This window comes from Legionella nagasakiensis (assembly GCF_900639915.1).
In the GTDB taxonomy this organism is placed as follows: domain Bacteria; phylum Pseudomonadota; class Gammaproteobacteria; order Legionellales; family Legionellaceae; genus Legionella_A; species Legionella_A nagasakiensis.
Genome location: NZ_CAAAID010000024.1, coordinates 1 through 5,964, shown reverse-complemented (window position 1 = coordinate 5,964; position 5,964 = coordinate 1). Strand labels below are relative to the sequence as shown.

Genomic DNA, 5,964 nt, shown 5'->3' with positions numbered 1-5,964 from the left:
GGCGTCTCCGGATTGGGATCATAATATTTTTCATTGTCCCAACGTTCGATTGGAATCTCCTGAATGCCGCTTAATCCTTCTTCGAGCAATGTTTCAAAGGCCGAAATATCAGGAGCATTCGGAAATGAGAAACTCATGCTGATAATTGCAATTGGTTCATTCAGTAAATCGTTTATATTATTTGGGTGATCTTCTTTTGCCTGCATCATGTTACCTATAAAGTAGCTACTTGATAGTATCAAGGAACATCAGTTCTGTCGAAAATAGAAGGCGCTTGTAAAAAGGCTAGATTATGCTAAGTTTTAAAGAACACCTTTTATAAAAATCTCATATTAATGATTCATGGTGGGAAGGCGGAAACTTACCTATCCATTCGCCACAACCAGGCAATTAAATTATAGACCTAATTTATAGGCAGAGTTTTTAATAGGACAGCTGTGAATGCCTAATGCAATTTCAAATAAACAATTTACAATTGGTAAATTATATTTTGTAAGTGAGTATGAAGCGCGTGGATTAATCTATGAAATCTTTTATCAAGAAACTTATTTGTCAAACTACCTCACTTTAAATCCTGGTTCGATTATTATAGATGTAGGAGCACATATTGGGCTTTTTTCACTATTTGCCCTACATCAATGTGAAAATGATGCATTGATTTATAGTCTTGAACCTATTCCCATCTCTTTTCAATGTCTAAGGAAGAACTTAGCACGATTCAAAGAGCAATCTCGCTTATATAACATAGGAATTGGTGACGTTATTGAAGATTGTTCTGTTGAATTTACCCTTTTTGGGACGGATCTTACGACAGCAACCTATAAACCTATGGATAAAATTATCTCTAATTATAATCCTCTATTAGATTATGATACCTTATTAAAAATTGCTCAACATCGAAATAAGTTTTTGTATTATCAGCTAAAAATCTTACCTTTCATGCGAAAATATTTGATTAAAAGGAACTTTAAAAATCGGACTGTAGAAACAAAAGTCCCATGCAGACTTACATCACTTGGCCATTTTATCGAAAGAAACGCAATAAAGCATATTGATTTTTTGAAAATCGACGTTGAAGGCGCGGAATTTGAAGTGGTAAAAAGCATTAAACCCACACAATTTCCTATGATTAAACAGTTAAGTATAGAAGTGCATAATATAGATAATAGAGTCGACCATCTTGCCGCATACTTGCGAGAACAAGGTTATCTTACCCGGGTCAAGAGAAATTCTCTTTTTGAAAAGTTAGGTTGGAACCAATATATGATCTATGCAAAAAGAGCATACTAACACACTAAAAAGTGCTAATACTGTGCTGGCGGTTATTTTCAATCTCCTGAAAAGTGTTCGACAAAACCGATATTTCTTATTAGCAGTTGTGGTAACTGCTTTTGGAAAATTCTTGATGTTTAAACCTGGATAATATAGTGAAGGCAAGCAAACTTAGAAAAATACATCGATTTTTAATGCAGTTATCGCCTTTTCTACGCCTTGCATTGATCCGATGGCTTTATAATAAATTTGCATCAAAAAACAAATCGAAACAATACGTTTTTCTGAATTATGGATATCATGATGAAACCACCTTATCGTTAAATCCTCTTGATGAACCTAATCGATATTTCATTCAACTCTATCATCGTGTCGTTAGAGACATTGATTTACAGGACAAAGATATTGTTGAAGTTGGATGTGGCCAGGGTGCTGGTGGTGTATTTTTATTGCAGTATAAAAAACCTCGTTCCTACATTGGCATTGATTTATCTGAAAGAGCAATTGAATTGTGTCAGCACCATTCTAAATGGACTAATGCACGTTGGATTCAAGGGTATGCAGACGCACTGCCTATCCCTGACCATAGTGTTGATGTGCTTGTCAATGTAGAATCATCTCATTGTTATCCCTCCATGGAAAAATTTCTTAATGAAGTCTGGCGTGTACTTCGGCCTAATGGTTATATGGCTTTTACTGATTTACGCCTGTCTTCAGAGGTAGAAGCATTAGACAACTGTATCCGTGCCTCTGGATTACAGGTTCTTAAGCGTTGTGATATTACTCCTCAAGTACTTGAGTCGTTAACTCGTCTATCGGACAGGCGAAAAGCCCATATTAATGCAACTTATTCGCCCATATGGCGCCAAGCGGTTCGTGATATATCGGCAGTGAAGGGTTCAGTCACTTATAATGGATTTATAAATGGACAACAGAAGTATCTTTGTTATTTGTTACAAAAGAAAAGTACAAAATAGACCTCTTGCATAACCTAATGAGAAATACGATGCAGGCAAAAAAAGACCACCAAAATAATATAAACGACTTACTGAATGAACCGATTGCTATTATTGGAATGAACTGTCAATTTCCTGGGATTCATTCTGATGTTGAAGACGTCGATGCATTTTATGAGATGTTGCTTAAAGAACAGACACCAATTAAAGAAGTGCCTGAAAATCGCTGGGATATTGATAAATATTATGATGCTGATAGACAGAAAGACGGTAAAATAGTAAGTCGTAAGGGAGGATTTTTGCATAATCCCCAATTATTTGATGCCGCTTTTTTTAAAATAACGCCCATTGAAGCCAAACAAATGGATCCGCAGCAACGTCTTTTTTTAGAAGTGTCCATTCGGGCGTTAAATCATGCCAATATAACGCTTGACTCCTTAAGAAATTCCAATGCGGGTGTCTATTGCGGCATTTCTACACACGACTACAGCCAATTAAATTACAAAGACCATATCAATTTTAATGCCTATACTTACATTGGCTCCGCTGACAGTGCTGCGGCGGGAAGATTGTGCCATTTTCTCAATTTAAAAGGTCCCTGCATGACGGTGGATACTGCGTGCTCTTCCTCGCTGTCGGCACTTTATCTTGCCACCATGGCATTAAGAAATCAGCAGTGTGACATGGCCATTGTTGGCGGGGTCCATCTTAGCCTGTGTCCGGAAATTTTTATAGGCATAACTAAAGCGAATATGCTATCAGCGCTTGGTCAATGCAGCAGCTTTGATGCTGCAGCGGATGGTTATGTGCGCAGTGAAGGTTGCGGCGTGGTCATTGTTAAACGGCTCAGTGATGCGCTAAAAGACAATAATAAAATCCTTGCGGTTATCAAAAGCATCGTTATGAATCAAGATGGTGGCGGGATGGGCATAGCGGCACCAAATATGGACGCGCAAATTGCAATGCATCAGGCAGTATTAGAGCAAGCTCATTTGGCAGCCGGCGATATTGACTATATTGAAACTCATGGCACAGGCACGGTAGCTGGGGATTCTGTTGAGTTTAATGCGATTCAACACATACATCAAGGCCATCATTCCAAAGACAGACCATTAATTATCGGTGCATTAAAAAGTAATTTGGGACATACTATTTCAGCTTCAGGCATTGCATCACTCATTAAAGTGATAGCCGCCTTAAAACATGAAATCATTCCTGCTAATTTGCATTACTCAACACCAAACCCATTGATTGATCCTGATAGTATTCCCGCTCTTCTCCCCGTTACAGCAACCCCATTTGCTACTAAGCACCAACATAAAAAAAGATACGCGCAAGTGTCCAATTTTGGTTTTACTGGTACAAATGTTAGCGCCGTCATCGAAGAACCGCCAAGTGTTGCATTAAATACACCCATTGCTGATGACGGAGAACCAAAATGTTTTGTTATCTCTGCACACAGTGAAATCTCATTGAAGCAAATGATGGCAAACTACCTACGCTATTTGAAGGAATCTCCCGTAAGCCTGCACGATATGTGTTGCACCTTAATGAATGGTCGAGACCATTATAAATTTCGCTGTGCCATCATGGCCAACAATAAAGAAACATTAATTAAAAAAATTGAATCTGAAGATTATGAACTGAAAAAAGTAGTCATCAAAAAAGACATCAAAATAATAGAAAATAAGGCACAGCAGATTTATGAACATTATCTCGCAGGAACCAACATAAGGTTAGATAAACACAAGGTGTCGTACAATCAAGTCGATTTGCCATTGTATTCTTTTGATAGAAAAACGTATTGGCATGATAAAAACACGGATTGGCATGAAAATACTCCAGATGATGCGCTGGTGCCTAAGGATTGGTGCTTCCACGTGGAATGGCAAAATCAACCCGTTGATAGACATAATCACCACATAGTCGGTAATCATTGGCTTTTAATGGGTGCCAGACAATTAGCACCCAGTTTTGTAGAACAGGGATTACACATTATCCTGGAAGATGATGACGATTCTCTAGACAAACTGGATGGGATTATTTTCGCAGCAGATTTCGATTCAACCCCAATGGATATGGAAGCCCAGATTGAGTTGCAAAAGAAAACGCTAAAAAAATTATTGAGCCTGGTTAAAAAACTACAGCGTAAATCAATTGAATTACAGCTTATAGTCCTGACTACAAATGCCACCGCAGAATTTACTGCTGATCAACTTAATCTTGGTAGTAGCGCACTTTTCGGGTTTTGCAAGACTTTAGTTTTAGAATTACCCAACTATAAAACGATTCTCATCGATTTGGATAAAAAAGATGAAAGTCATTATGCAGCGCAGGTGGCTCATGAAATGCATTATAATCATGGCCAACATTATGAGCATGTTGTGGCCTATCGTCATGGCCAGCGATTGGTTTCTCGCTTAAAAAAGACTACTCTATGCGCCGAAAAACGCTCTCTATCAAACGAAGGCCGCTACCTTATCACAGGGGGTTGCGGCGGGTTGGGTCTGGTAACCGCCCAAGCTTTACTGTCAGTCGGTGCAAAAGAATTAATTCTTGTCTCAAGAAATACAGATAGGCCCTCATTAAAAGAAAAGATTAAAAACATTCAATCCTACTATCCGAATCAGGTAATTCGTACAGTAAATTTAGACATTACCGATAAAGAACACCTGCGTGGCTTGTTATTAGAGAGTAATGCGGATGGTTTGTTAAAGGGCATTATTCATGCCGCAGGAGCCGCCATGAATGCGCCACTACTTGAGCATCAAGAGGAGGATATTGACTCTTTATTTTCTGCTAAGGTTCAAGGCGGTTGGTATTTACATGAGCTAAGCCAGCACTGCAATCTGGATTTTTTTATCGTCTATTCTTCTATTTCTTCAGTATTTGGAAGCAACAAAGAGTCTGTATACAGCGCCACCAATAGTTTTTTAGATGCCTTGATTGCAGAACGTCAGCGTCTAGGTCTGGTGGGGACAGCTATTCAATGGGGTCCTTGGGCTGAGGTGGGCATGGCAGAAAAACGAGCACGCGACCAAGGTTTAAAACAAGCGTTAATCCATAATGAGCAAGGTCGTGCATTGATTAATCGCTTAATTAATAGCCAATTAACTCATGCAGCCATTATATCACCAGACTATCTCAAGTTTATGCTGGATTTTGTTCCAAAACCGCGGCCTTTATTTTATCAAGATTTGGCAGATGCGTTGATGGTGGTTGAACCGATGGGCAATGAAAACACATCGTCCTGGCTGGATGATTACTTCAAGCTGGACGATGATAAAAAATTTACTGCCTGTAAGGACATGTTATCTACACTCTGTAAAGAAATGCTGGGATTACCAGAAGCAGAAGATTTGGAAGAACATGAAGGGTTTTTTGACATTGGCTTTGATTCGTTGATGATAACGGAAATGGCGACTCGGCTAAAAGAAAAGCTGAAGCCATGTCTTAATATAGCCGCCACCATCGGCTTTGATTATCCATCCATAAGTAAACTGTCCCAACACCTTAAATCAGAATTGAAGCCTATTAAAACGCAAGCGCTGCAGGTATCACCAGAATTGGCTGACGACTCGATTGCAATTATCAGCATGAGTTTCTCATTTCCGAATGCTCCTGATATTTCGGCCTTTGAAACATTGCTCGAAGAAGGATTAAGCGGCATTCAGGAGATTCCAATCGAACGTTGGGACAATGAAAAATATTATGATCCCAATCCGGAGACGCCAGG

At 39.0% G+C, this 5,964-nt stretch carries 3 protein-coding genes and 1 pseudogene; 3 read left to right on the top strand and 1 reads right to left on the bottom strand.

What is annotated here, in order from left to right:
• A pseudogene (locus E1O52_RS12855) lies at nt 1-155 on the bottom strand (beta-ketoacyl synthase N-terminal-like domain-containing protein); the annotation flags it as partial.
• Between the two features lie 286 nt (nt 156-441).
• Here E1O52_RS12855 and E1O52_RS12850 point away from each other — a divergent pair.
• The 3 genes from E1O52_RS12850 to E1O52_RS12840 form a co-directional block, all read left to right on the top strand.
• Entirely contained in the window at nt 442-1,290 is an 849-nt protein-coding gene (locus E1O52_RS12850) for an FkbM family methyltransferase (RefSeq protein ID WP_133129044.1), read from the top strand.
• A gap of 137 nt (nt 1,291-1,427) precedes the next feature.
• Nucleotides 1,428-2,249, top strand: a complete 822-nt coding sequence (locus E1O52_RS12845) for a class I SAM-dependent methyltransferase (protein WP_133129043.1) — start codon at nt 1,428-1,430, stop codon at nt 2,247-2,249.
• A 29-nt stretch (nt 2,250-2,278) separates the two neighbouring features.
• On the top strand, nt 2,279-5,964 hold a 3,686-nt coding region (locus tag E1O52_RS12840; protein WP_133129042.1), incomplete at its 3' end, for a type I polyketide synthase.